The organism is Trichormus variabilis 0441, assembly GCF_009856605.1.
GTDB classification, from domain to species: Bacteria; Cyanobacteriota; Cyanobacteriia; order Cyanobacteriales; family Nostocaceae; genus Trichormus; species Trichormus variabilis.
Genome location: NZ_CP047242.1, coordinates 2,795,882 through 2,822,534 on the forward strand (window position 1 = coordinate 2,795,882; position 26,653 = coordinate 2,822,534).

Consider the following 26,653-nt stretch of genomic DNA (forward strand, 5'->3'; position numbering starts at 1 on the left):
CATTGCTCAGTCATCGTTAATAAACTATTGACTGTGGACTATTGACTATTGGCTGATTAACTTTTAAATTCTAAGCCTATAGCTTCGCTGATGGAATTTAATTCATGTTCTTCTAACTTGGCCAGCAACCCAGTTAAAATCTGGCTCACCATCATTGGCCCTTGGTAAATCCAGCCCGTATAAACTTGAATCAGGCTGGCTCCAGCAGTAATTTTTGCCCAAGCATCTTCAGGGGTAAATATGCCCCCAACTCCAATGATGGGGATTTCTCCCTGGGTTTGCTGCCAAATAAAACGAATGATTTCCGTGGAGCGATCGCGCACTGGCGCACCGCTAATTCCGCCAGCTTCTTCTTGGGGTGCTTTGCCTGTTTGCTCAATCACTTGAGTTTTCAGTCCATCACGGCGAATTGTGGTGTTAGTAGCGATAATCCCTGCTAATTGGTAGGTTTTAGCTAATCCAATAATGTCAGCGATCGCTTCCCATTCTAAATCCGGCGCTATCTTGACAAATATTGGTTTATGTGATTGATTTTCTTTTTGTAAAACATCCAAGATAGAACTGAGCATCGAGGCATCTTGGAGCGATCGCAAACCCGGAGTATTGGGAGAAGACACATTAACTACAAAATAGTCACCCAATTCCTTGAGTAAGCGAAAACTATTTAAATAATCTTCGGCGGCTGCTTCTAAGGGTGTCACCTTAGATTTACCTAAATTAATACCTATAGGGATAGAAAACAGTCCTTTTTCATCAGCCAAGCGTGTAGCCATCACCGCCGCACCATGATTATTAAAGCCCATGCGGTTAAGAGCCGCTTGATCCAACGGCAGGCGAAACAGACGCGGGGGAGGATTACCGGGTTGTGCGACAAATGTGACTGTTCCTAGTTCCGCAAAGCCAAAACCCAAACTAGACCAAATCCTAGCTGCTACACCATCCTTATCAAAGCCAGCAGCCAAACCCACAGGATTGGGAAACCTTAAGCCAAACAAATTCTGCTCCAGCCGAGAATCTTCTATACACAGTGACTTTTGTAAGATATTTTGCACCCACTTAGTACTTGTGCGATCGCTTGTGTGTGACAGCCAACTCAAACTCCTCATTGTTTGCTGATGCAACCACTCCGGATCAGCCTTCACCAAATCAAATAAAAGTGGACGAACTGCAAATTTATATATATCCATAGTCAAGAGTCAGTTGCCAATAATTTTCTTTTCCCAGTCCCCAGTCCCCAGTTCCCAGTCCCTTTCATCCCGAAATATCAATCAATACACGTAAAGATATTAGTGTGGGTAATTTGGGCATCTTATATATTACAAGTTATGTTGATCAAAAATCAGATGGGGCAGCCACATAAATCAATAGCCGCCGAACAACCAATTCTTGCCTTAGGACGTGTTCTGCAAATCCTCAGGGAGGAAGATGATGTTGATGTTCTGATTGAAACTACTATTAATTACATTCACCGTGAGTTTAACTACAAGCTGATTTGGATTGCTAGTTACGATCGCCTGAAACACACTTTATTTGGTAAAGGGGGTATCGCGCCTGGTAGCGACATTAACTTTTTACGTAGACGGCTGGTTCTACAACCAGGGGATTTATTAGAACAGGTAGTAATTCAACAGTCTCCCTTAGGGGTTGCAGATATCCGCAACGAAAAACGGGCTGGAGAATGGCGAGAAGTTGGCACAAAATTTAATATCCAAGGAACAATCATGCTACCCATGCGTCATAAAAACAGCTGCATGGGATTGCTGTTACTCGGTTCAGAACGTTGGGGTTATTTGCTACCAGAAGATGCTAAAGCTCGTCTGATGATGGTTTTAGGTGAACTAGCAGCCAGTCTCTATCAACAGGAAATAAGTTTGCAACAAAAGCAAGTCAAGCGTCCTGATGAGCCATTATTACAACTACTAGAAAATATCCGTAATCTGAATAATTTAGAGGAAAGGCTAAAGGCGGTAGTAGAAGCTACCCATAGTTTCGTTTCCCCCAGTCGTACAAATATTTACTGGTTTGAAAGGCAAGGACGCTATTTTTGGTGTCGGATGGGCGATCAATTAGTCAATATTGGTCGGGAAACTAACCGTGAACAGTCAGCCGCAGGGATGACGGTGCAAGACTTAAGTGATTTATATTATGCTTTATCGGTTAATAAAATTATTTGGATTGGTGATGCTCGCAGTTCCTTAGAAGGCCAGTTTACAGCTAAACTGTTGCAACGTCTGCGGGTGCGATCGCTCTTAGCAGCCCCGATTATTTGGCAGAAAGACCTGTTGGGATTTCTGGCGGTAGAAGGTTATGAACCACGCATCTGGACGGAAGCTGATAAAAATTTTGTTCAAGGTGCGGCGGGGTTTCTATCACTGGTAGCACCTAACGACAAAATAGAAAATATTATTAAACAAATTCAAGAAGATTCCCAGTTAACTAGTGAAGTGGCTCAAAGTATCTACACTTACCAAGACTGGAAGGAAACTTTACGGGTTTGTGCTGCTAAAGTATTACATCGCTTTAATGCTACTCGTTTTTTACTCTTACATTACGACCCTGACCAGAATAATTATCAAGTTATTTATCAAACTCAGCCCCACCATCGCCGTCCTCTAAGCTGTAGCTTCGGTTTATTGTCGCAGACTGATAGACAGATGTTGAAAACTGCAAATGCTACAGTGGCAGTAGAAAATGTAGAAGCAGATTTACGGTTTTTTAACTGGCGGCCTCTTTTATTAGAGCATGGCGCGCGATCGCTGTTAATTTGCAATTGCACTCAAGATCCGAAAGCAGAAGTATTATTAGTTGTCACCCACACCAGCCATCGCAGTTGGACGAACCTAGAGAGGGAACTGCTGTGGGTTGTGAGTCAACAAATAGGGGTAGTTGTCAAACAGTGGCGACTACAAAAGAATAACGAACAACAGCAACAAGTTCTCCAGAGTATCCAAGAATGTCTACAGATTGTAGACGGAACTGAGAGCGAAAACAGCGAAACTGAAAAAAATCATTTGGAATGTGCAGCACTTAGGCAAATGGCCTCTGTGTTTAACTGCCCTTTGGCACTGTTATTATCTTGGTCACATGGCGAGTCTACAGCAGAAATTATCCCTGGGGTAATTCCCGATAATCGATTTGAAGTTGAGGTATCAGCCAAACTTTCCATTCAATATGAAGCTGTAATTCAATGGGCGCTGGTGGAAAATAGTTACTTAAATGTCAGTGTAGATCATTTACCTCCAGAAACACGCCAATGGTTACATGGTGAGGGGATTGGACAAGTTTTATTAATGGCTTTACGAACTGGAGTTGATCACCAACCTACGGGAGTTGTATTGTTGGCAGACCATCGAGAACGCCACTGGCCACAACATCGTCTTGATGCTGGCAAAATTTTAATTGATCAGCTTGCTTGGTTGCGTCGTCAACAACAAATTAGTCAGCGTCTAGAGTCTACAACCCAGGAGTTGCGCCAACTCAATTGGTACAAACATCGTCGTTTGGAAAGCGTCCAGCGCACGACTACAAACTTACTGAAACAAATGTATGATCTGGGCGTTCCTACAAATGATATGGCACATACACGGTATCAAGTTTTACTGAAACAGTTAGACCATACATTTACTTCCATCACCTCAATGGTCAAACTGGAACAATGGCAGTTACATATAAACTGGGAAACTATGCCCATAGCCAGTTTACTCAAGCGATCGCTCGAACGCATAGATAAATTAGTTCAAGAACAAAAGTTGTGGATTGGTGTCCACGGTTTGGCACAAGCCCAAACAGAAAAGGAAGTAACCAATAGTGGTGCATTACTCAAAGGCGTTTCCACCCCAGCGAATCTATCAACAATGGCGATCGCTGGCGATATTGTAAAATTTGAACTAGTCCTTTACGAATTATTGCTCGCCGCCTGTCATCGTTCTCCTAACAGCAGCAGAATAGATATTTGGTGTCGTCATATAGATAAGCAATTTTTAGAAGTATCAATTACAGATAACGGTAAAATTCCAGCAGAATTACTCACAGAGATACAACAGAAAACTCACAACGATATTCTGGCCTTCTGCAATTTTGCTCAATCGCCCAATTTAAATTTGTTAATTTGCCAACAACTAATACAGCAACTAGGCGGGGAATTGGATATCTATCAATCAACTGATAATCGAGTCGTTAGCCGCTTAGTGCTGCCATTGGCTGAAATTAGTTCGTAATTTTTCATTAGGGGTATCAGGGTAGGCTGTTGACTTTGTACCTTTTCAGGTGTTAAAAATTCATGCACAATCCTTTCCTTTCCTGACTGAGTAAAATTCGCAGTGAGAAAAGTTATTTTTGGCGCTTTTTAAGTAACAAGTGATAATAATGGGTATTTACTCGTTACTCATTTAATTTGCTTCACCAATGAAGACACCAAAACTTTATAAATAAAAAATCGGTAAATCTCATCAAAGTCAACAGCCTACCCCTATACCCCTACTAATGTTTAAGGATATTCAAGTTAAGATATACAAATATATTGCATTAATACTGCTATTAATTGTCTCAAATGCTGTGGCATTACCTGCTGTAGCTGCCGTATGCCGTAACTATCATGGTCAGCATATTTGTATTGTTAACATTAATCGTAGTGCTAAAAATTATTGGGAATACAAGGCAAGTATTACTATTGACGGAGAAAAAAGACCACTAGAAGTCTATAATTGTCGGCACAAGTTTAAATTGCAACAAGATGGAACTTTAGTGACATTTCAACGCAAAGATCCAGGTGAGTTTATTTGTAGTTTTTTCAAAAACACCTCATATGGAGGAAAATAAAGTTTTTAGGGGTTGCAAAAGTCTGGCTTAATGGATGGACGAGAGTTTTATTCAAGTTTAATTAGGCTTCATATTCTGCATCATGCAGTTCAGGAGCCAGTTTTTGGGCTAGGTATTATTGAAGAACTGGCACGCCACGGTTATAAACTCAGCGCTGGCACACTGTACCCGATGCTACACGATATGGAACGTAAGGGATATTTATATTCTGTTGAGGAGAAAGCCGGGCGGCAAAGTCGTAGACTCTACCAAGCCACGGACTTAGGTAAAATCACTCTAGAGAATGCCAAAGAAAAGGTACGGGAATTATTTGGGGAATTGTTGGAGGATTAAAATCATCCTGAGTTGCTGTCACTGACGTTGGCACACACCAAACTACTCCCACAAAACTTTCAACGTTTGGCTAATTCTGGAGTTTTCCCCTTCAATCCAATCATTAACTTGAGCATAAATGTTTTTAGCGCGGGTACACTTTGCAAAAACCATAAACCCAAACGACGAACAAACACCAAGGGAGGGAATTGGTTAGAAAACATCCGGTCTAACATATCGGTGAACCCTAAAATGGCTAGGTTCTCTTTTTGTCGCCAGCTTTCGTAACGTTTCAATACCCGAATGTTGCCAATATCTTCACCAGCTTGATGTGCTTTTTGGATAACTTGGGCTAAAGCGGCGACATCTCGGATACCCAAGTTTAATCCTTGTCCACCCACAGGATGACAATTATGCGCTGCATCGCCAACTAAAGCTAAACGGGGAAGAACATAACGATCGCTTTGCATGAGTTGTACTTGAAAAACGAAGCGATCGCCTAACAATTCCAACTTACCCATCTGCTTGCCAAAGCGTTGGCTAAGTTCTTGTAAAAATTCTTCATCATTTAAGGCACACAGGGCTTTTGCTTCATCGTGGGGAGCTGTCCAAACGATGCGGCAACGGTTCCCTGGTAGAGGTAAAATCGCAAAGGGGCCACTAGGCCAAAATCTTTCGTAAGCTGTATCGTTGTGGGGTTTTTCTGGCTTGACAAAGGCGACAATGCAGGATTGCCAGTACTTCCAGCCGTGAGTTTTAATCCCCGCCGCTTGACGAATAGGCGATCGCGATCCATCTGCGGCTACCAGTAATTTGCTACGGATTGTGTTTAATTGATCGGCAATTTTAACAGCGATGACTACTTCATTTTGCTGGTAATTGGTACTCACCACCTCAGCCGGACAAAGATATGTCACATTTGGGCAATTCTGCACAAACTCCTGTAGAGGTTCCAGTAACGCTTGATGTTCCGCTACATAACCTAATTCTGGTGTCCCTAAATCTGTGGTTTCAAACTCCACCACACCAGGATAATCAGCATCAGAAAGGCGGACTTGGCGGTACTTGGCAATCTGAGGCAGAATTTTATCCCAAATACCAATTCCTTGGTAAATTAGCGCTGATAGCAGATGAACTGCATAGGCTTGACCTTTGGCTACTGCTGCGGATGAGACTTTAGCCTCGATCAACAGTATATTCAAGCCAGAATCTTTTAATGCCGAAGCTAGGGTTAACCCAACAATTCCGCCGCCGACGATGACCAAATCATAGTCGTATTTTCGCAGTTCTGGCGGTGTCGGTTGAGGAGAAACAGTTTGAGTAATCTGCGTTAGCGCCATTGTTAAGAGAGATTAAGGCATTCTAACTATTATTCTTACGCGATCGCCCCTGTTTGAGCAAGTTATACCAATTTGAAAAAAGAATGCGACAGATACATAGCCCCAAATGCTTGTCTTGATTCTTAATTGTGAATTTTGCGGAAAGTTGCGTGCGGGGGTTCCCCCCGTTGAGCAAACTTTCCAAGACGAATTTTGAATTGGTATGGACTGGGAAGAGAAATTTCCATACTTTCGTGGTGTGGATGCGTCACCTAGTCTTGTTACGAGAAAAAGCCGGAAGAGCAGCTACTTTCTGTATTAAAATTTTCCTAAATCTCCTCAGGGTAAATGTAATTTCTGCCAACTGTGAAAACTGACACCCTTTTTTATAGCCTATTTCAGACTTTCCCCAATGTATTTTTTGAATTAATTGGTCAACCGGAAACTGATACTAGCGGCTATCAATTCACATCCATTGAACTTAAACAACAGTCTTTTCGTCTAGACGGGGTATTTTTACCCATATCTGGCAACCCTAATCAACCAATCTACTTTCTGGAAGTGCAGTTTCAGAAAGACGAAGCTTTCTACCAGCGAGTTTTTGCCGAAATCTTTCTCTATTTATACCAGTATCAGCCAGCAAATGAATGGCGTGCTGTGGTTATCTTTCCCAGAAAGAGTGTGGAACCGAAAGAACCTAGACCTTATCGCTTTTTACTCAACAGTTCCCTAATACAACGAGTTTATTTAAATGAACTGGGAAAAACTGACAATACCTCAATCGGTGTTGGTATTGTGCAGCTAATTGTGGAAAGCGAAAGTGAAACAGCCGGAAAAGCTAAACAACTAATTGGGCAAGCTAAACAGCAGTTAACGGATGCGCTTACCCAGCAAGAAATTATAGAATTTATTGAGACAGTAGTAATTTATAAGTTTCCCAGACTTAGCAGGGAAGAGGTAGAAACTATGTTGGGTTTGGATGCTATTAGGAATACAAAGGTTTATCAAGAGGCAAAAGAGGAAGGTAAACTCGAAGGTAAACTCGAAGGTAAACTGGAGGGTAAGCTTGAAGCAGTGCCTAAGTTTTTGAAATTGGGATTGAGTGTAGAACAAATCGCTGAGGCTTTGGAATTAGAAGTTGATTTGGTCAGACAAGCCGCAGAACAATCGTCTTCTTAAGGAGTGAGGTATAAAATTTTGATTTCCTACCTTCCCCAGCGATGAGACATTTATCTAGGCGAAACTCACCGCCATAAGATTTTCGGACATTTCAAAGTTAGATGTCACATTTTGGACATCATCTAACCCTTCTAGAGTATCAATCAATTTGAGCAGCGATCGCGCTTGGTCTGGTTCAGTAACTTCTACATTATTACTGGGAATCCAGCGCAACTCGGCATCTGTCACCTTAAAGCCTTGGTCTTTGAGTGTCTGATTGAGAATTTCTAAATTTGCTACTTCTGTAAACACCTCGGCTGTCTCATCCTCGGTCATTTCATAAGATTCAGCACCACCCTCTAAGGATGCTTCTAAAAGCTGGTCTTCATCCACAACACCAGAGACAACACAGACACCCTTTTGATCAAACATCCAGCTAACGCAGCCAGTTTCACCCAAATTACCACCATTTTTACTAAAAGCTACTCGTAAATCAGCAGCCGTGCGATTGCGGTTATCAGTCAAAGCTTCAATTAAAATCGCTACACCCCCAGGGCCATAACCTTCGTAACGAATTTCCTCTAAACTAGCGTTATCGCCGCCAAATGTACCTGCACCTTTAGCGATCGCCCGTTCTATATTATCGTTAGGAATACCAGCCGCTTTTGCTTTATCGATGGCGGTACGGAGTTGAAAATTTCCCGATGGGTCTGGAATCCCGCTTCTAGCTGCCAAAATAATTGCCCTCGATAGCTGAGTAAAGGTCTTACCCTTCTTGGCATCTACTACCGCTTTTTGGCGCTTAATGTTTGCCCATTTACTATGTCCTGCCATAATCTAAAGCTAATAAATCTCTCTTCCAAAGTTAATGGTTAATGGTCAATAGTCATTAGTCAATAGTCCCTCACTCTGTCCATGAAAGTTAAAAAATTGATTAATCTGTTTTATCAAAACTGTGCGCGGTTTTTTTTCGCCTCTGATGATTCTAGGGTAAAAAGAAAAAATTGGCGATTTTACCGATATCGTTGGCTATCGCTGTTTCTAGTAGGAATATTGGTTACTAGTGGATGTCAGGTAATCCAAAATGGCATGAAGGCAGATAAAGTCATTCATTTAACTTTATGGCATGGGGTGAATCCGCCACCTAATCGGGATGTCTTTCAAAAGCTGGTAGATAAGTTTAACCAAAGCCATACAGATATTCAGGTAGATGCGATTTACGCTGGACAACAAGACCAACAAATGCCGAAGATTTTGGCAGCTGTCGTAGGTAATGCGTCCCCGGATATTTTGTGGTACAACCCAGCAACTACAGGGCAACTAGTAGAACTAAATGCCTTGGTTCCTTTGGACGAAATGTTGTCAAGTTCACTAATTAAAGATGAAATTGACCCCAGCTTATACCCGGCTGTGGAATACCAGGGTAAAACTTGGGCAGTACCTTTTGCTACAAATAATGTTGGCGTTTTTTATCGTCCCAGTTTGTTTAAGGCGGCGGGAATTACACAATTACCTAAGACTTGGGAAGAGTTTCGGGAAGTTGCCAAAAAATTGACCCGTGATACCGATGGTGATGGAAGAATTGATCAACATGGGATGGTACTACCTTTAGGCAAAGGTGAGTTTACCGTTTTTACTTGGCTACCATTTATGTGGAGTGGAGGCGGCGAGTTGGTAAGCAAAGATTCACAGAATGCGGCTGGTGTCACTTTAGAAAATAATGCTGGGGCGATCGCTGCTTTACAATTGTGGCGTGATTTAATAACAGATGGTTCGGCTGTGTTATCAGGCCCAGAAAGAGGTTATGAAACCAACGATTTGCTAGCTGGTAAAGTAGCGATGCAATTAACCGGGCCTTGGACTTTAGGGGAGTTTCAAACTAGTGGGGTTGATTTTGATGTATTCCCTATTCCGGTGGGGCAAAGACCTGCTACTGTAATTGGCGGCGAAAATCTTTATATTTTTAAATCTAAACCGGAAAGAGAAAAGGCAGCTTTTAAATTTCTTGAATATGCGGCTGGTGAGGAATTTCAAACAGAGTTAGCATTGGGAACCGGTTATTTACCAATCAATTTAAAATCCCGCGAAAGTGCAAAATATCAGGCATTTGTGAAAAAAGTACCCCAAGCAAAGGTATTTTTAGAACAGGCTAAATATGCGCGATCGCGTCCTACTTTCCCCGGTTATAATCGAATCTCTGATAGTGTGGGTCGGGCAGTGGAAACTGTATTGATGGGTAAAAGTTCCCCAGCAGATGCCCTAAAAGCTAGTCAGCAGCGCTTAGATTTGATTTTCAAATAAGGGAACAAAAAAATAAATTACCCGAAATTGATGTTTTGGTTGGGTGCGTCAGTATGAAGAATTTCTGAGTATAGTTAGGTTTTATGGTAAGTAGCGCACCCTAAATTTTGGATATTTTTATCTGGAAGTCCCTAATTAATAGCAATTAACTCAATTTACTGGTTGTGTAAATATAGTTTTTGGAATTGGTAATTGGTAATTAGGAAGACAGTAGGGTGGGCATTGCCCACCATGTAAATGCTTGGCTGAAAAACGCTCTAATTTCAATTACAAATCACACGTTACCAATATACGATTTGAAAATCCACAATATACTTTATTGCCAAATCCCCAATTCATTGTGGTATAAAAAGTAATTGCTGCTTTACTTTTGAGTTAAAAGTACCTGATTCAAAAATTTCAGAATTTTTTACCTCAATGCTGACATAACAGGGCAATACTACTACTGCAATGACTACTCAAAATTTTCCTTTTAGTTTAGCCTTAGTTTCTATAATTTCTCTAGCTGTACTCAATTTTAGAACTACTGAGCCTATAGTACCTATTTTAGGATTTCACGGCATTTTAGATACGAAAAGTAATAAGACTATATCAGCTTTATCTCCAGAGGAGATGCACTACTCAAAACAGGAGTTAGAAAAACTTTTAGAGTCTTTAATTATTAACAACTATTGGTTTTTAAGCACAGAAGATTTATATAATTTTCATTTAACTAAATCCCAGGAAATTCCGGCAGAACATCGGCGAAAAAAGCCGATAATGTTGACATTTGATGATGGATATAAATCAGTACATACCAAGCTATTACCTATTTTATATAAGCTAGAAAAAAAATATGGAATAAAGGTAAAAATAGTCTTATTTATTAATCCCAGTCGTTTAGCTCAAAAAACAAGTAGTAGTAAAAATCATTTGAGTTGCCAAGAAATCAGGGAAGGTTTACAAAAAGGTTTTTATGATATTCAATCTCACGGATTAAATCACAAGGATTTAACCAAATTATCCCGGCGAGAACTGGTGCATGAACTTTTAAAATCTAGAAGTATCCTCAGAAAATGTACACAAGATTTAGATCCAGAACAAAAGGTAGCATCTCATTTTGCTTATCCTTATGGAGCTTATAATAAACAGGTAGAGTTATATGTTTCTAGATATTATTTATCCGGGTATTTATATAATGACGAAACTTTAAATTACACTTGTAAACATAATTCTTATGAAATTCCTCGATTAATAGTTAATTACACTAAATCACCTAAACAAATTATCAAGATGGTTGAGGACTTAGCTCCAATTAGTAATCAGGTGTGTCAATAAGGAATTAGGGAGCTACTTTAGCCATGTATATACCTTAATCCTCCCTAGTTTTTGCATACAGCCATGTATATACATAATTTAAAGCTGAGGACTAGCCAACCGTAGGTGATTACGAGTTAGTGTGATTGCCTGAAAAACCTTGGCGGGCAAAGATTTCAATCATTTCACTGCGAGTCAAATTATTTTTCTCTGCTAATTCTGCCAATTGTTCCCAGGCTGTATTCGTCAATCTTATGGACCTTAACTGTTTGGGTTCTGAAGCGTAGTCCATCTGGAATTTACCCGAAGCTGTACGCCTGCGCCTTGGGGATTTCTGCCTTGTACCAGAATACTGATTAGTAGAAGTATTTTGAGAAAGATTAATAGTGATTAAATTAATCAGATTGTCAATCAGGCGATCGCTCTCCATTGGCAAGATATCCTGACTATGGAGCATATATTGAAGAATTATAAAATGCACTACTGTACCAAGAAAAATACGTGCTGCTACCTCTGGATCAGGTAATTTTAGTTCTGAATGCTCTGTAAAATATTCACTTAGCCTCTGTAGAGCTTGTTTATCTATGTTGCAGACAAAGGTTTTTGCTAAGGATGGAAACCGCCCAGATTCGCCGATAATTAGCCTGACTAAACTCAAAAACTCTGGTTCTTGCTCTACTTGATTGAAAATATTTGTTGCTAAACGGCGTAGAACAATATGGGGTTCTCCTTGCAAAAGCTCAGGATTGTGCATTAAAAAACATTTTTCCTGGGCTAGTTTTTCAATCAAAGCAGCAAATAATCCTTCTTTGTCTTGAAAGTAGCTGTAGACAGTGGTTTTCGAGACTCCGGCTGCGGCTGTCACTCTATCCATTGTTGTAGCTGCATATCCGTGGGTCAAAAATTCTTGCATCGCACCGTTGAGAATTGCATCAACCTTTTCTGCTGACGGCAAGCGGTCGGCATGATTAGTTTCTATATGTGCCTTTTTCTTACTCATATTTTTATATTTTCGCTAAATAAACTAGCTTAGATCGATAAGTGAACCTAATTGTGGAGATTCCTGCGGTAATGATTCATTTTCTGCCCATAAACCCTTGACAATATTGTAATGTACGGTTTAGTTTAATTGTAGATTACTAAACTAAACAGTTTATTTAGCGTCCTAAACAAAAGAGGGGCTTATGGTACGCGAGGTAGCAGATCAAGGTTCCGTATTCTTCAAGCGTAACTCCCGACAATTACTCATTTTGGCAGCAGCCACAGGTTTGGCGATCGCTGGTGTAAAGGGTTATAGTTCACTCCAAACTCAAGCACAGCCATCTCCTGTAAGTCTAACTCCCCAAGTCAGCACACCGCAGATAAAAACGGTAACGGCATTGGGCAGACTAGAACCAAAGGGTGAAGTCATTAAACTTTCCGCACCTTCATCACCTGGACAAGGAAGTCGAGTAGAGAAACTGTTAGTTAAAGAAGGGGATAAGGTAAAAGCTGGACAAGTAATTGCTATTTTAGATAACCGCGATCGCCTAGAGGCAGCTTACCAAGAAGCCCAAGAAGCGGTGAAAGTCGCCCAAGTTAACTTAGAGAAAGTCCGAGAAGGGGCAAAAGTTGGGGAGATAGAAGCCCAGAGAGCCGAAATTGCCCGTGTCCAGGCACAGACAACAGGTGATGAGAGAGAACAACAAGAAACCGTAGCCAGATTAGAAGCCCAATGGCAAGGTGAGAAATCAGCCCAACAGGCCACAGTTAAGAGATTAGAGGCAGAACTGAAAAACGCTCAAAGTGAATGGGAACGCTATCAAAAGCTTTATGCTGACGGTGCAATTTCCCAGTCTTCCTATGATACTAAGCGATTAAGTGTAGATACTATTACTCAACAGTTGAGTGAAGCGCAAGCCAACCTGCAAAGAATTGATAGTACTGGACGTAAGCAAATCAGCGAAGCGAAAACAGCCCTATCTCGAATCAACACTACAGGTAGCAAACAAGTCAGCGCCGCCGCCGCTACTTTAAATAAAATTGCGGAAGTGCGTCCTATTGATATACAAGCAGCCAAGGTAGAGGTAGACCGTGCTTTAGCAGCAGCAAAACAGGCAAAGGCTAACTTAGATCAAGTTTATGTGCGTTGGCCGAAGGACTTGGCGGAGCCATCGCCCCAAGATGGTGTGATATTTGACATCTACACCCGTGCAGGCGAAGTTGTATCCACTGATGGCATCGTCGAAATTGGGCGAATCGACCAGATGTATGCAGTTGTCGAAGTTTATCAAAGCGATGTCAACAAAGTCCGTACAGGGCAAAAAGTGGAGATATCGAGTAAATCTCTCCCAGGAAAACTGCGAGGTACAGTAGACCAAATTGGCTGGAAAGTCCAACGTCAGAACATTATCAACAGCGACCCTAGTGAAAATATTGATTCACGCGTCGTAGAAGTTCATGTGCAACTAGATGAAGCCTCAAGCCAAAAAGCTGCCAAATTCACTAACTTACAAGTCACAGCAGTAATTGAACTATGAGGCTGTTGACCAATGACTATTGACTATTGACTAATAACTAAATATGACTGGATTCATTCAAGAACTACAGCGACGTACACCTTTGGGATGGCTACAACTGAGTCATTATAAAAGCCGCCTCTTGGTTGCTTTATCTGGTATCGCCTTTGCCGATGTCCTGATGTTCATGCAGTTGGGCTTTCAAAATGCCTTGTATGACAGTAACACCCGCCTCAATCGGGCAGTGCTTGCAGACATCGTTTTAATCAGTCCTCAAAGCCGAAATATGCAGAACTTGGCTACCTTCTCGCGGCGGCGGCTGTTGCAAGCTGCGGATGTTCCCGGTGTGAAGTCCGCAGAAGCCATGTATATCGGTTTAGTCACCTGGAAAAATCCCCAAACTCGCCGTAAAACTTCAGTACAAGCAATTGGGTTTAATCCTGAGCAACCTGCTTTGAATATCCCAGAAGTTAACAATCAGCTAGATAAGATTAAGTTACCAGATAACTTCATTTTCGACCGCGCAGCTAGGGGTGAATACAACAAAGTTTTTAGTCAAATTAGTGCGGGGGAAAGTGTCACTACAGAAGTAGATAAACGTACCATCTCGATTAGTGGGACATTTAAACTAGGTGCTTCCTTTGGTGCTGACGGTACTTTAATTTCTAGTGATGAAAACTTCCTGCGTTTGTTTCCTCGCAGGCTAGCAGGAAGTATCAATCTAGGCTTAGTTAATGTTCAACCCGGTTATGATCCAAAACAAGTAGCCGAAGCACTGAAGTCTTACCTTCCAAATGATGATGTCAAAGTATTGACTCGTGCTGAATACGTCAAAATGGAGGAAGACTACTGGAAAACAAGTAGCCCCATCGGCTTCATTTTCAGTTTAGGCGTATCAATGGGATTTATGGTCGGTGTGATTATTGTTTATCAAGTACTTTCCACTGACGTAAATGCCCACCTCAAAGAATATGCCACATTCAAAGCAATGGGATACGGCAATTCTTATTTATTAGGAGTAATTTTTGAAGAAGCTTTAATTCTAGCAGTCTTGGGTTTTATTCCAGGGTTTATAGTTCCCTTAGGGCTTTATCGATTAGCCGCAAATGCCACAAATTTACCCATATTTATGACAGCAGTTAGAGCCTTCTTAGTCTTATTATTAACCCTAATCATGTGTATCTTTTCTGGAGCTATAGCCACACGTAAATTACAATCTGCTGACCCAGCCGATATGTTTTGAGACAAGTTATGCAAAGCATTAATACTTCCGAACCTGTAATTTCCATTCAAAACCTCGACCATTACTTTGGTAGTGGACAACTCCGCAAACAGGTTTTATTTAATATCAACCTCGAAATTAATGCAGGCGAAATAGTGATTATGACAGGGCCTTCCGGTTCTGGAAAAACTACCCTACTAACTTTAGTTGGTGGCTTGCGTTCAGCCCAGTCTGGTAATTTGCGGATTTTAGGTAGTGAACTCTGCGGTGCTAGTAGTAAACAGTTGACTCAAGCACGACGCAACAACGGTTATATATTCCAAGCGCATAACCTACACGGTAGCCTAACAGCACTGCAAAATGTGCGGATGGGTTTGGAATTGCAACCAGGAATTTCCACCCAAGAAATGCTCACTCGCTCAACAGCAATGTTAGAAGAAGTCGGCTTAGGAAATCGGCTGAATTATTACCCAGATAACTTATCGGGAGGACAAAAACAAAGGGTAGCGATCGCTCGTGCTTTAGTCAGTCAGCCTAAAATAGTCTTAGCTGATGAACCAACAGCCGCACTAGATAAACAATCAGGGCGCGATGTCGTGGAATTAATGCAAAAATTAGCCAAAGAGCATCACTGTACAATTCTGCTAGTTACCCACGACAACCGCATTTTAGACATCGCTGATCGCATTGTCTACATGGAAGATGGTCATCTTGTCAAGGACGAGGTGAGTGTCAATAAATGATGTAGAGACGTTGCATACAACGTCTCTACAGTCCAGAATAAAGCACATCTTCATTAAGAAACGGTATCAGCATTCAAAAATTCTAAATACCCATTACTCAGTTCTTTGACAGCTAAATCATAAAATTGCTTACCATGTTCTGGTGTTGCTAAAGCGGGATTAGAACCCATCCGTCCATCTGGGTAATGTTGGCGAAAATCGGTAGCACTGTAAATTCGATGTCCTCTGGCTACTTCTGGTGAAAGCGGTGCTTGCTTAATCGCTTCTGGGTAGACATATTGAGTTACAGCTACTTCACTAGGGGTAGCATGAGAACCTTCTTGATCACCATACAATTCTTTGGCAAGCTGGTACACGGAACCACACATAAACCAGTTGGCGACTTGACATTGTACTTTATGGGCAGAGGGAATCTGCAAGTCTTCCAGATACGCGTATGTTTCCGAGAATGCAGCTTTGAGAGTGGCGATATTACCACCGTGTCCGTTAATAAAGTAGAACTTTGTAAAACCAGCTTTAGCCAGGCTAGTCACATAATCTCGCACCAGCAAAATTAAAGTACTGGGACGCAAACTAATCGTACCTGGAAAAGCGGTATGGTGTAGAGCCATCCCTACATTAATTGTAGGTGCAACGATCGCCCCAGTTGCTTCACCCACACCACGAGCGATCGCTTCTGCACAAATCGCATCTGTACCAATTAATCCCGTCGGCCCATGTTGTTCAGTCGAACCAATCGGGAGAATAATCCCTGTTGATTTTTGCAAGTAGGTTTCAACTTCCTGCCATGTGCTTAAACTTAGTAACATTTTCACTCACTTTGCAGTACTAGTTTATACAAATACCTGGGGAGTAAAGTTGCCGTGAAGACCATAGGGTACATGATGCTGGAGATGTAGCCTAGCGATCGCCCCTTTAGTAAAATCACTAGCATCTAAAATTACCACATCTGAACGGTGATGAGCCGCATCATAAACTAAAGCCAGTACCCAACCATCATCCTCTTTTTCTGAGCCTGGACGGGGAACAAAAATCGGCTCACCCGTAAAACCGCGAGGTGCTGCACTCCATATCTGTTTTTCTCCAGACTCTAAATCTATTTTCAGTAATGCTTGCAATGGTGCATTACCACTATCCCTATGAGCCGCACCCATATACAAGTATCGATAAGAACGCCCTACATTACGGGGATGAATTGCGGGAAACTCACAACAACGAGATTCAATTAATTTTTTTTGTACTGTCCCATCCTTGAGATTAAGGTAAAAACGCCATAGTTGACCAGGTGCGATCGCCTCAAAATCCACTTGGCGAAAATCACTTTCTGGCTCTACTTCTGGTAGGGAGTCATAACAAATTGAGTCTACAAGAATTTCATCTCCCACAACGAAAGCATTAACGTGATGGAAAATGAAACCTGAACGCACTTCTAAAGTTTTGATTTCTTTTTGTCCTGACTGAGGAAAGCGAGGAATGATAATAATCCGTGTTGGCTGATTTGGTTTTACTTGAATACATTCCCCAGCGCCACGTAATCCTAAGGCGAAAGGTATAGGGTTAAAGCTAACAGGATTTTGAAAGAAGATGCAGTAATTAGGTGTAATTACAAAATCGTGAATAAAACAAAACCCAGGTACATTGTGAGCGTGCTTTCTGACAACTTCGCCTGCTAGATTTAACTCAAAAATCGTAATTTTCGTAGATAATCCGGGTTTAACCGAAAAATTGACTAAGCAAGGTGCGCCGTTATCCTGCTCACAACTGGGGTCAAATCGGGGATGAGCGCTAAAAGCTTCACCTGCTGACAAAACATCATCAAAATATTCTTTACCCAATGTCTCTAACGTTTTGGGGTCAAGACGATGGGGTTCCGCCGCCTCCCACAATGCTAAAAGTTTATTACCCCAATAGATAACATTAGTGTTAGCAATATTCTTCAGTTTGAAATCAAATATATTAGCTAACCAACCACCCGGTTTTTGAGTACCAAAAACTCCCCGATGCAGAATTTTACCAGCATTTTTTTCTGCCAAATACCCTGCTGTTTTGACAAAACTATTACGGTAATGAGCGCGACCATTGACAAAGCTAATACGGCTAATCATGCCATCACCATCAAAGGGGTGATGAATACTTTGTCCTTTGATATCTAGTAATCCTGGCCCGTTTCTAAACAAAGTACCTTGTAGTTCGGCAGGAATTTCCCCTTCTACATCATCAATCCAATAATCAAACTCTTGCGTTAGAGATTTATATCCTCCCTGCCAGTCTTCACGAGTATATGATTTTTCTGAAGTTTCTTTTTGTTGATATTTGTAACTTTGCATATTAAAAAAGGTAGGCTTTAAGAAAGGATTATTTTGCATGAATTTATGTCTCTGTGTTGAGGAAATAATCTTTCAACCACAGAGGCATTGAGACACAAGTAAAAATTAGGCTATCGTTTGTTGCAAAATTTTATTCAACTATTTTTGGTTCTGCTTCTCGCAACCTTAATTCAGAAACTAAATTAGACACTTGACTATTAGCTGAAGCTGGTGCTAATGCCTGGGTTTCTATTTCTGCATCATCGGCTGGTAGCCAGTTGAGAAACGGCAATGGCAATAGTGTACTCAAGTTAGTGATTAATACCAAAAGCCAAAGTAAATCAAAGTTAGTTTCAGTAATTCCTAGCCAGTGCATGATGATGGCTCCCACTTCGTAAGAAACCATGCCGGCTAAATTAAAGACTGACATCAATAAGGCAAATAATGTGGCTTCTACACCAGGAGGGCAAAGTCTGGCAGAAAGTACCAAAACTGGCATATAGGCAATTTGTCCCATCACTGTGAGAATGAGGCTATCACCCAAACTAAACCAACGGTCATCTATACCCAAAGCCCGATTTGTGTGGGTCACCAGCAAGAGCATAGTCATGCCCAAAACTGCGGAAATGACCGTACTCCAACCAAAAATTAGCCGGAAGGAGACACTTTTTAAGAAACGTTGAAAAATCCAAACGCCAATCAAAGATGCCAGACTGGTAACTAAACGCACTCGCCCTAAAAACTCTGGTTCAAAGTGCAGTTCATTGGTACTGAAGAAGAAAAAGGCTGAGTCAGCAGTTGGGGTGGCTTGCCAAATAAATACGAATGCAGTGGGTAGCCAAATACTTTTTTGGGTGAATGCTTGGCGTAGTTGCTGTAGTTGCTGCTTGACACTGAGGAGGTTAGTATTATCACTCCCGTCTTTACTAACAGGAGACTCAGCAATCAACCACGCGACCCCTGAGACAATGAGAGGAAATGAAGCTGTAATCAAAAATACGGTACGAGTAGTGAAATGCTCTAGTAGCAACCCACTAAAGTAGGCAGTAATTAAACCACCGAAGGCAGAAGCTCCCCAACATAATGCTTGTAGTGAGCCAACATGAGACACTGATTCTTCTCTGGCGCGTTCCACAACCAGGGAGTCAACTATCACATCACTCACAGCGACAGATAGAGAACCAAGGGCGATCGCTACGGTAGCTGCCCAGCTAGTATGAACTATTGTGGCCAAACTGATCCAAGAAATTGCTCCCAGTATTCCTGATAACACTAGGTATGGTCGGCGACGGTAGCCGAATATCGGTAAGCCGTCTGAAACAAAGCCAAATAATGGCTTAACCATCCAAGGTAAGGCCACAATTCCCATTAATGCCGATACCTGAACAGGACTTAACAACAATTCATCTTTGAGAAAAAAGCTGACGGCTAGACGCGCCAGGCCTAAAATCCCTTGGACAAAATAGACGCTAAGGATGGCAATTAATTCGGCACTAGGTTCATTACCGAAGAAAATTTGTTTTCTTACTGAGTCTTTGACCTTGGACAAGCCAGAGGAGTCAATCAGCATTTGATGAATATTCTTTAAGTTTTATCGACTTTTCTATCATATCCGTTTCTGAAATGAAGGGATTGGGGATTAGGGACTGGGGACTGGGGAAAAAGCAAAATTTTTATGGGGAAATCTCTTGTTGTCTCACCTCTACAACCTAACCCCGATGATCATTTCCTCTTCCTAAAGCTATAGCTGCATTCTGTCCACCAAAACCAAAACTCAGACATAACACCTGTTGAATTTGGCTGTGTTGTGCTGTTTTTACTATATTCAAATCAAATTCTGGTTCCTGTAATCCCACACAGGGAGGTAATATTTTTTGCTCTAAAGCTAGAAGTGAAAACGCCACTCCTAACGCGCCTGATGCGCCTAAAGTATGGCCTGTACTGCCTTTGGTAGAACTAACTGCTACTTTTGAGGGAAATAAATGTTTGATTACTTGACTTTCTATTCGGTCATTCAGCTGAGTAGCCGTACCATGAGCATGAATGTAATCAATATCAGCCGATGTTAGCTGACTCCGCACTAAACATTGCTCAATAGCAGCGATCGCACTCTTCCCCTTTGGTTCTGGTTGGTTACTATGATAAGCGTCGTTTGTCAAGCCAAAACCCAAAATTTGTCCATAAATCTTGGCTTTGCGTTTTTCTGCCAATTGTCTGGATTCCAAGACAAATACAGCAGCGCCTTCACCTAAAACTAAACCTTCACGCTGTAAATCAAAAGGGTAAGCTCCGGTTTTCGCTAAAGCTCCCATTTGTTGAAACCCTGACAAAGTTAAGGGTGTAATTGCTGCTTCTGTAGCTCCAGCAATGACGCGTTGATATTGCCCTGTTTGGATGAGAATTGCGGCTTGAGCGATCGCCCAAATGCCTGTAGCACAAGCCGCCATCGGTGCTGTAACTGCCCCTGTAGCCCCAATTTGTCTGGCGGTAGCCATCGCGTTCATGTGGGGTAAAGTATCTAACCAATCCTCTAATCTTTCTGCGTTATCAAATGAATTATCACCAGCATATATTTGCTGTGCTAGTTTTTCCCAGGATGCTTGATAACCGCGACTAGAGCCAATAACTACAGCACAATCAGTTAAAGGTGGTACTAACCCAGCATCTTTGATTGCCGCATCCACCACCACCTGAGTCAAGCTTGGCAAACTAGTCGGCTTTTGACCAATTAAGCCCAGAGGTAGAGGCGGTAACTCTGGAAATGGTTGATGCCATGTTATTCCAGACTTACCAGCAATTAAACTTTGCCAACTCTCCTCTAGGCTCGTACCCAAGGCTGAAACTAGCCCAATACCAGTGATAACAACTTCGATCATGTGAGAGCAGGAAAATGGCTTACTCAAAACCATACTACCGCTCTGCCAAAGAAGACCACAGACCATGCTTGTATCATCACCGTCAGCGTGATTACGAGGCGATCGCTTACCAACTTTGATCGGAAAAAGCGTATTTGATTTTGAATTGATTCATTGTGGTGGGATCTTACTTGGTCACTGCATAGCAGTAGCAGTCTCGTGGCTCTTGTGACATATTTGGATGAATGAACCACCGCTCTAATACACCTTCTCTGTGCATTCCAACTTTCTCCATCACCCGCTTTGATGCCTGGTTTTCAACATCACAAACAGCCCAGACTCGATAAATCTCATTTTGTCCCAATGCCCAATCCGTCAGTGCTTGGACAGCCTCTGGCATATATCCTTTACCCCATTCTGATTTTGTAAGAACATATCCCAACTCTGCTTTAAACTGGTTAATGCGAATTTCTACCATGCCGATGAGTTGAGCATCTTCCTTGCGGATCAGAACATAAGGAAATGCGGAGACATTAGCCCAAACTGAGGTGCATCGATTAATGAATTCATCCGTTTCTTTAATGGATTTGTGAGTTTGCCAACTAGTGTATTTAGCAACCTCTGGATCTTGTGCATACTGCGTAAATATTAATGCTGCATCTTCAGCGACTGGTTGCCTTAAGGATAATCGTTGAGTTGCTAAAGTTTGCGGTGGTTTCATGCACAACCCCTTATTTCCAGCCTTAAGTTAGAGATTTTGGCGGTTGGGAACAAAGAGATGAACTTTATTCCCAATCCGTAGCCCCCAATCCCTGTTATCTATTGTGCTGCTTTCAGATTCTCAGCACCTTGAGTAACTTTAGCCGAGTCGATGCGATCGCCTTGCTGAATTTTGTTCACTACGTCAAAGCCTTGAGTAACTTGACCAAATACAGCATAGTTACCGTCGAGGAATCCCAAATCGGCTAGAGCAAAATAAAACTGTGAAGATGCCGAATCTGGTTGTTGCGATCGCGCCATTGCGACTGCCCCTTGTTTATGCTGTAACTCAGGTGCTACCATCACTCTAGCAGACTCGAAAGTTTTGCCATAAAGTGGTTCTGCCTCCCCTTTGGGTTTAATTTCCAAAGGAATGCGGCGTTCAGTGCCTGTTTTTGGGTCAATGTAGCCACCAGTTCCCCAAAGTTGTTGAGAACTTTTTGGGTCTTTACTTTGAGGATCGCCGCCTTGCACTACAAAGGGTTGAGGCTGACGGACAACTCGGTGGAAAACTGTGTTATCGTAAACACCTTTTTGAACTAAATCAATGAAATTGCCAGCTGTGATGGGGGCATTTGTACCGTCTACCTCGACAGTAATTGGCGACCCTTTAACTGTAATTACCACAGTAGCTTTGCCTTCGAGGCGTGGTAAAGAATTTGTCATTCCCGAATTACTCTCACTATTTGTTTCAGACACAGATGTTGCTTCAGCAGTAGTGGTGGTTGTCTCAACTGCTGTAGACCCTGGAGAAGAGTTAAGGCTAACCTCCTGGGCAGAACAACCTCCCAAAATCAGGGAGCCGATGATCAAAAATGCAACCAAGAATTGTGAAAATTTTAACCGCATTGTCAGTTACTGGCTCAACCAATGTATATTAGCCTCTATTAACAATTCAAAATTCAAAATTCAAAATTCAAAATTCAAAATTCAAAATTCAAAATTCAAAATTCAAAATTCAAAATTCAAAATTCAAAATAAATAATTAACTAGAGGAATGGGCAGAGGGAACAGGATTTAGGAGGACAGGGGGAAAACTTTCTCTAACTTTTCCCCCTTGCTCCCCTGTTTCTTCATCTACCAAACTTCGGAAAGCTAAAGCTACATCCAATCATTACCCTTAAAGACCTTCTAAAGGTACTCCTAAAAAGCGGGCTAACTGAGCGCCTTGAGTTTCTAATTCTGCCAAAGATAAAGGTTGACCAACTCTAGTCAACGGTATATCTCGACGACCTTTAACACGGAGATATAGTGCGCGGCGGGGGTTCAAGCCTTCCTTGATGTCTATACGTACAGACTGTATATCTTGTATACGGCTGCCAATTTCAATCTTACGGTTTTTACCAGGAAATCCCCAACGAAATATTTTAATATTCCCAGTTTCTCGATTGAAATCGTTGTAGCCGCCGCCTAAGTCCCAGAGGATAGCTAGCCACAAGTACGACGCTAAAAGCAAGCCAGCAGTACCATATAGACCCATTACCAAACCTTGAGGTACAAATATCAGTTGAGTTGGGTCGGTAACTATGAGTAAATTAACTTTTAAGTAACTGGATATGCCTGCCAAAAGAAAGCCCGATGCTCCCAACGTCACAATACTTGCCCACCAGTAGTTACTGAACCGACGAGAACCGAGAACTTTTTGATGGAGGACGCTGGAAGCGGAACTGTCACCGTTAGGTGAATCACCTTTGTTAATTGTTGTTGATGCCGTCATGGAAATATCTTGGCCTGTGAGTTCTTCCCTTTTAAGAGTCTGCCACCTGAACAGGATGTCTTGCAAGCTCAAGAATTAGTTAGTTAAGGGTTAAAAGTTAAAGGTTAACTGTCAGCCGTCACTCATCCAATGTCAAGATTTCTGAGAAAAGTTGTGTCAGATTGTAAAATTTCTGATATTCATAGTATTTAATAGGTTCGTGTTTCATGGTTGATTCACATTAGATGGATTAAGCAAAAGCCGGACTAATATGGTAAGTTAAGAATCATTAAGTTACCACAAGCTAGGTGACTAGCTGATGGTGCGTGTAAAGACATATCTCTGAGAAAAGCCAATTTAACTAATTGGTCGGCTCTCAGGAACTCAGAAGTTTTAAGACAACTGAGAATGTCAAAAAAAACGTTATTTCCTCGCGGTAGTTGCCAGAAGTTGGGAAAACCAACGAAAGCACTGCTTAAAGACGTTGCAATTTTTAGTAAAAGAGGATTTTAGTTAAATGACCATCGCAGTAGGAAGGGCCCCCAGTAGAGGGTGGTTTGACGTACTAGACGACTGGTTAAAGCGCGATCGCTTCGTATTCGTAGGTTGGTCAGGGATATTATTATTTCCTTGCGCCTTCCTAGCACTAGGCGGTTGGCTAACCGGTACAACATTTGTCACATCGTGGTACACCCACGGACTAGCATCATCCTACCTGGAAGGAGCAAACTTCCTGACAGTAGCAGTATCAAGCCCAGCAGACAGCATGGGACACTCCCTGTTGTTGTTGTGGGGACCAGAAGCCCAAGGGGACTTTACCCGTTGGTGTCAGCTAGGGGGGTTATGGCCATTCGTAGCCCTACACGGAGCCTTCGGTTTGATCGGATTCATGCTACGTCAATTTGAAATTGCGCGCCTAGTAGGAATCAGACCCTACAACGCACTAGCATTTTCAGCACCCATAGCGGTATTCGTCAGCGTATTCCTGATGTACCCATTGGGACAATCATCTTGGTTCTTTGCACCAAGCTTTGGAGTAGCAGCAATCTTCAGATTCTTGTTATTCCTCCAAGGGTTCCACAACTGGACACTAAACCCCTTCCACATGATGGGAGTAGCAGGTGTACTAGGTGGAGCGCTACTGTGTGCCATCCACGGTGCAACAGTAGAAAACACCCTATTTGAAGACGGCGAAGGCGCAAACACCTTCCGCGCCTTCAACCCCACCCAATCAGAAGAAACCTATTCAATGGTGACAGCGAACCGATTCTGGTCACAGATATTCGGGATTGCTTTCTCCAACAAACGCTGGTTGCACTTCTTCATGTTGTTCGTACCCGTCACTGGGTTGTGGATGAGTGCGGTAGGCATCGTTGGTTTAGCATTGAACCTGCGGGCTTATGACTTCGTTTCCCAAGAATTACGGGCAGCAGAAGACCCAGAATTTGAAACCTTCTATACCAAGAACATTTTGCTGAACGAGGGTATCCGCGCTTGGATGGCTCCTCAAGATCAGCCTCACGAAAAATTTGTATTCCCCGAAGAGGTACTACCACGTGGTAACGCTCTCTAATACCTTAGGCGGCGGACGCGACCAAGAATCATCCGGTTTTGCTTGGTGGTCTGGTAATGCGCGCCTAATCAACTTATCCGGTAAACTGCTGGGCGCTCACGTTGCTCATGCTGGCTTGATTGTGTTCTGGGCCGGAGCGATGACCTTATTTGAAGTCGCTCACTTCATTCCAGAAAAACCGATGTACGAGCAGGGTTTAATCCTGTTACCTCACGTCGCTACCCTTGGTTGGGGCGTTGGCGTTGGTGGTGAAGTTATCGATACTTTCCCCTACTTTGTTGTTGGTGTACTCCACCTGATTTCTTCTGCCGTATTAGGCTTTGGTGGTATTTACCACGCCGTCCGTGGTCCAGAAACCTTAGAAGAGTACTCCTCTTTCTTTGGTTATGACTGGAAAGATAAGAACAAGATGACCAATATCATCGGCTTCCACCTGATCATCCTGGGATGTGGTGCGTTGCTGTTGGTATTGAAAGCAATGTTCTTTGGTGGTGTCTATGACACCTGGGCCCCTGGTGGTGGTGATGTACGTGTAATTACTAATCCCACACTGAACCCAGCTGTAATCTTCGGTTATTTGCTTAAATCTCCCTTCGGTGGCGAAGGTTGGATTGTTAGCGTTAATAACATGGAAGATGTCATTGGCGGACACATCTGGATCGCTTTAATTTGTATTTCTGGTGGTATTTGGCACATCTTCACCAAGCCTTTTGGTTGGGCGCGTCGTGCGTTTATCTGGTCTGGTGAAGCATATCTTTCCTACAGCTTGGGCGCTTTGTCCTTAATGGGCTTTATCGCTTCCTGTATGGTTTGGTACAACAACACTGTTTACCCCAGCGAATTCTTCGGCCCAACTGGCCCTGAAGCTTCTCAAGCTCAAGCTTTAACCTTCTTGGTTCGTGACCAACGCTTAGGTGCTAACGTTGGTTCTGCCCAAGGCCCTACAGGTTTGGGTAAATACTTGATGCGCTCTCCTTCTGGTGAAATCATCTTCGGTGGTGAAACCATGCGCTTCTGGGACTTCCAAGGCCCTTGGTTAGAGCCTCTACGTGGCCCTAACGGTCTTGACCTAGATAAAATCAAGAATGATATTCAGCCTTGGCAAGCACGTCGCGCTGCTGAATACATGACCCACGCTCCTCTAGGTTCCTTGAACTCTGTGGGTGGTGTGGCTACAGAAATTAACTCTTTCAACTACGTATCCCCTCGTGCGTGGTTGGCTACTTCTCACTTTGTGTTAGGCTTCTTCTTCTTAATTGGTCACTTGTGGCACGCTGGACGCGCTCGCGCTGCTGCTGGCGGTTTCGAGAAGGGTATTGACCGTGAGAATGAACCAGCAATGTCTATGGGCGACCTCGACTAAGTTGCAAATTTTATTTCATCACTGACAATCAAACGCTTTTTAAGCTCTTGTGTAATAACAAGAGCTTTTTTTTAATTCCTTACACCCTTATACCCCAATACGGTTCAGTTAACGTTGTCAGCTTATCGATTTCAGAAGAACCAAGACTTGGGGGATTCTCCCCCAAACCCCCGATTGGGGGACGGTTGCGTCCCCCAAGCCCCCTCCAAAAAATAGATCTGTTTTATGTGTAGCAGTTAATTTATTTTCTTAATTGAACCGTATTACCTTATACTCCTATACCCTTACACCCAGTCTCAACAAACAATCTACGGTAATAATACCAATTTGAAAAATGAATGCGACAGATATATAGCCCCAAAGGCTTTTCCTGTCTTGATTCTTAATTTTGAATTTTGCGGAAAGTTGCGGTGCGGGGGTTCCCCCAGTTGAGA

The 26,653-nt window shown here is 42.4% G+C and carries 22 protein-coding genes; 11 read left to right on the forward strand and 11 right to left on the reverse strand.

Features of this window, described 5'->3' with window-relative positions:
• Positions 1-56 precede the first annotated feature (56 nt).
• The gene (locus tag GSQ19_RS11370) at positions 57-1,187 is read right to left on the reverse strand and encodes a quinone-dependent dihydroorotate dehydrogenase (protein ID WP_011318065.1); all 1,131 of its coding nucleotides are present in this window, start codon (positions 1,185-1,187) and stop codon (positions 57-59) included.
• Between the two features lie 138 nt (positions 1,188-1,325).
• Between GSQ19_RS11370 and GSQ19_RS11375 the strand changes: the two genes are divergently transcribed.
• From GSQ19_RS11375 to GSQ19_RS11385, 3 genes are all read left to right on the forward strand, one after another.
• Positions 1,326-4,217, forward strand: a complete 2,892-nt coding sequence (locus GSQ19_RS11375; RefSeq protein WP_011318066.1) for a sensor histidine kinase — start codon at positions 1,326-1,328, stop codon at positions 4,215-4,217.
• A gap of 265 nt (positions 4,218-4,482) precedes the next feature.
• On the forward strand, positions 4,483-4,818 hold the full coding sequence (locus tag GSQ19_RS11380) for a hypothetical protein (RefSeq protein WP_011318067.1): 336 nt from the start codon (positions 4,483-4,485) through the stop codon (positions 4,816-4,818).
• A 12-nt stretch (positions 4,819-4,830) separates the two neighbouring features.
• Positions 4,831-5,151 carry a PadR family transcriptional regulator gene (locus GSQ19_RS11385; RefSeq protein WP_228119664.1) on the forward strand — a complete coding sequence of 107 codons (321 nt, stop codon included), beginning with the start codon at positions 4,831-4,833 and terminating at the stop codon, positions 5,149-5,151.
• Between the two features lie 59 nt (positions 5,152-5,210).
• On the opposite strand, the gene GSQ19_RS11390 is transcribed toward GSQ19_RS11385, so the two are convergent.
• Entirely contained in the window at positions 5,211-6,470 is a 1,260-nt protein-coding gene (locus GSQ19_RS11390) for an FAD-dependent hydroxylase (RefSeq protein ID WP_011318069.1), read from the reverse strand.
• A 345-nt stretch (positions 6,471-6,815) separates the two neighbouring features.
• Here GSQ19_RS11390 and GSQ19_RS11395 point away from each other — a divergent pair, with 345 nt between their 5' ends.
• Entirely contained in the window at positions 6,816-7,628 is an 813-nt protein-coding gene (locus tag GSQ19_RS11395; protein WP_011318070.1) for an Rpn family recombination-promoting nuclease/putative transposase, read from the forward strand.
• A 54-nt stretch (positions 7,629-7,682) separates the two neighbouring features.
• Here the strand turns inward: GSQ19_RS11395 and GSQ19_RS11400 are convergent, their stop codons facing one another.
• Positions 7,683-8,441 carry a YebC/PmpR family DNA-binding transcriptional regulator gene (locus tag GSQ19_RS11400; protein WP_011318071.1) on the reverse strand — a complete coding sequence of 253 codons (759 nt, stop codon included), beginning with the start codon at positions 8,439-8,441 and terminating at the stop codon, positions 7,683-7,685.
• Between the two features lie 81 nt (positions 8,442-8,522).
• On the opposite strand from GSQ19_RS11400, the gene GSQ19_RS11405 reads away from it, so the two are divergent.
• Positions 8,523-9,908, forward strand: a complete 1,386-nt coding sequence (locus tag GSQ19_RS11405) for an ABC transporter substrate-binding protein (RefSeq protein WP_011318072.1) — start codon at positions 8,523-8,525, stop codon at positions 9,906-9,908.
• Between the two features lie 450 nt (positions 9,909-10,358).
• Entirely contained in the window at positions 10,359-11,225 is an 867-nt protein-coding gene (locus GSQ19_RS11410; protein ID WP_011318073.1) for a polysaccharide deacetylase family protein, read from the forward strand.
• Between the two features lie 109 nt (positions 11,226-11,334).
• Here GSQ19_RS11410 and GSQ19_RS11415 read toward each other — a convergent pair whose 3' ends face one another.
• Entirely contained in the window at positions 11,335-12,204 is an 870-nt protein-coding gene (locus tag GSQ19_RS11415) for a TetR/AcrR family transcriptional regulator (RefSeq protein ID WP_011318074.1), read from the reverse strand.
• 184 nt (positions 12,205-12,388) lie between these two features.
• Between GSQ19_RS11415 and GSQ19_RS11420 the strand changes: the two genes are divergently transcribed.
• Genes GSQ19_RS11420 through GSQ19_RS11430 form a run of 3 tightly spaced genes read left to right on the forward strand, consistent with a single transcriptional unit; the run spans position 12,389 to position 15,667 of the window.
• Positions 12,389-13,723 (forward strand): ABC exporter membrane fusion protein, encoded by a 1,335-nt coding sequence (locus GSQ19_RS11420; protein WP_011318075.1) that lies wholly within the window; start codon positions 12,389-12,391, stop codon positions 13,721-13,723.
• 43 nt (positions 13,724-13,766) lie between these two features.
• Entirely contained in the window at positions 13,767-14,945 is a 1,179-nt protein-coding gene (devC, locus tag GSQ19_RS11425; RefSeq protein WP_011318076.1) for an ABC transporter permease DevC, read from the forward strand.
• Between the two features lie 8 nt (positions 14,946-14,953).
• Positions 14,954-15,667, forward strand: coding sequence for a DevA family ABC transporter ATP-binding protein (locus tag GSQ19_RS11430; protein WP_011318077.1), 714 nt, complete (start codon positions 14,954-14,956; stop codon positions 15,665-15,667).
• A 53-nt stretch (positions 15,668-15,720) separates the two neighbouring features.
• Here the strand turns inward: GSQ19_RS11430 and GSQ19_RS11435 are convergent, their stop codons facing one another.
• The 7 genes from GSQ19_RS11435 to GSQ19_RS11465 all read right to left on the reverse strand — a co-directional run bounded on the left by GSQ19_RS11435 (position 15,721) and on the right by GSQ19_RS11465 (position 23,304).
• Entirely contained in the window at positions 15,721-16,476 is a 756-nt protein-coding gene (locus tag GSQ19_RS11435) for a creatininase family protein (RefSeq protein WP_011318078.1), read from the reverse strand.
• Positions 16,477-16,500: 24 nt separating this feature from the next.
• Complete coding sequence (locus GSQ19_RS11440) at positions 16,501-17,994, reverse strand: carotenoid oxygenase family protein (RefSeq protein ID WP_041456037.1); 1,494 nt, start codon at positions 17,992-17,994, stop codon at positions 16,501-16,503.
• Positions 17,995-18,124: 130 nt separating this feature from the next.
• Positions 18,125-19,543, reverse strand: a complete 1,419-nt coding sequence (locus GSQ19_RS11445) for a folate/biopterin family MFS transporter (protein ID WP_011318080.1) — start codon at positions 19,541-19,543, stop codon at positions 18,125-18,127.
• 139 nt (positions 19,544-19,682) lie between these two features.
• Positions 19,683-20,849 carry a beta-ketoacyl-ACP synthase gene (locus GSQ19_RS11450; protein WP_041456649.1) on the reverse strand — a complete coding sequence of 389 codons (1,167 nt, stop codon included), beginning with the start codon at positions 20,847-20,849 and terminating at the stop codon, positions 19,683-19,685.
• A gap of 166 nt (positions 20,850-21,015) precedes the next feature.
• Positions 21,016-21,549: a GNAT family N-acetyltransferase gene (locus GSQ19_RS11455; protein ID WP_011318082.1), complete on the reverse strand. Its 534-nt coding sequence runs from the start codon at positions 21,547-21,549 to the stop codon at positions 21,016-21,018.
• A gap of 98 nt (positions 21,550-21,647) precedes the next feature.
• Positions 21,648-22,436: a peptidylprolyl isomerase gene (locus GSQ19_RS11460; RefSeq protein ID WP_011318083.1), complete on the reverse strand. Its 789-nt coding sequence runs from the start codon at positions 22,434-22,436 to the stop codon at positions 21,648-21,650.
• Between the two features lie 271 nt (positions 22,437-22,707).
• Complete coding sequence (locus GSQ19_RS11465) at positions 22,708-23,304, reverse strand: photosystem I assembly protein Ycf4 (protein WP_011318084.1); 597 nt, start codon at positions 23,302-23,304, stop codon at positions 22,708-22,710.
• 496 nt (positions 23,305-23,800) lie between these two features.
• Between GSQ19_RS11465 and psbD the strand changes: the two genes are divergently transcribed.
• On the forward strand, positions 23,801-24,856 hold the full coding sequence (psbD, locus tag GSQ19_RS11470) for a photosystem II D2 protein (photosystem q(a) protein) (RefSeq protein ID WP_011318085.1): 1,056 nt from the start codon (positions 23,801-23,803) through the stop codon (positions 24,854-24,856).
• The gene (gene psbC, locus GSQ19_RS11475; RefSeq protein WP_011318086.1) at positions 24,840-26,219 is read left to right on the forward strand and encodes a photosystem II reaction center protein CP43; all 1,380 of its coding nucleotides are present in this window, start codon (positions 24,840-24,842) and stop codon (positions 26,217-26,219) included. The genes psbD and psbC overlap by 17 nt, the downstream gene beginning before the upstream one ends.
• The last annotated feature ends 434 nt before the right edge of the window (positions 26,220-26,653 follow it).